The following is a 1,012-nucleotide window of genomic DNA, read 5'->3' as shown; positions in this document are numbered from 1 at the left end:
TTTCAGGTAGTAGTCGAGGGTGTAGAGGTTCTCGTTCGGGTTCGACAGATCGCCGGTGTAGCTCATGGCGACTTCCGCTACGGCGGTACCGGTTTCACGTACGGCGTCGATGGCCGGTCGCATCTGATCGACATTGTTGAGCGCGTCGAAGATGCGGAAGATGTCGATACCGGTGGCGGTGGCCTCGGAAACGAATGCGCGCGTGACCTTTTCCGGATAGGGCGTGTAACCGACGGTATTGCGCCCGCGCAGCAGCATCTGCAGGTTGATGTTCGGCACGGCCTCGCGCAGGGCGGCCAGCCGCTCCCACGGATCCTCATAGAGGAAGCGCAGCGCGACGTCATAGGTTGCGCCGCCCCAGCATTCGATGGACAGCAGCTCGGGCGTCATGCGCGCCACATGTCCGGCCACGTCCAGCAGGCCGTTGGTGCGCACGCGGGTGGCAAGCAGCGACTGGTGCGCGTCACGGAAGGTGGTGTCGGTGACGGCCACGCCTTCGCGCTTGCGCAGCCAGTCGGCGAAGCCCTCCGGGCCGAGCTCGAGGAGCTTCTGCCGGGTGCCGGGCGGCGGCGGCACCGTCATATCGAGGGCGGGCAGCTTGTCGTGCGGGTACAGCTTGGTCGGCCGCGAGCCGTGCGGCTTGTTCACGGTGACGTCCGCGAGGTACTGCAGGATCTTGGTGCCGCGGTCCGCGGAGGACTTCAGCGTCAGCAGCTGCGGGCGCTCGTCGATGAACGAGGTGGTCACCCGGCCCGCGCGGAAGTCCGGGTCGTCCAGCACCGCGTTCAGGAACGCGATATTGGTCGTCACGCCACGGATGCGGAATTCGGCCACGGCACGGCGGGCGCGCGCGATGGCGGTCTGGAAGTCACGGCCGCGGCAGGTCAGCTTGACCAGCATGGAGTCGAAGTACGCGCCCACCTCCGCACCGACATTCGCGCCACCGTCCAGGCGCACGCCCGCGCCACCCGGGGAGCGGTAGCCGGTGATGCGGCCGGTGTCGGGCCGGAAC

The 1,012-nt window shown here is 67.7% G+C and carries 1 pseudogene; it reads right to left on the bottom strand.

Annotation, left to right across the window (positions count from 1 at the left end):
• Window positions 1–1,012: pseudogene (locus tag JK358_RS38745) on the bottom strand (pyruvate carboxylase); the annotation flags it as partial.

This window comes from Nocardia acididurans (assembly GCF_016741815.1).
GTDB lineage: Bacteria > Actinomycetota > Actinomycetes > Mycobacteriales > Mycobacteriaceae > Nocardia > Nocardia acididurans.
Note: the sequence above shows the minus strand (reverse complement) of the source record. Positions and strands in the feature narration are given on the sequence as shown.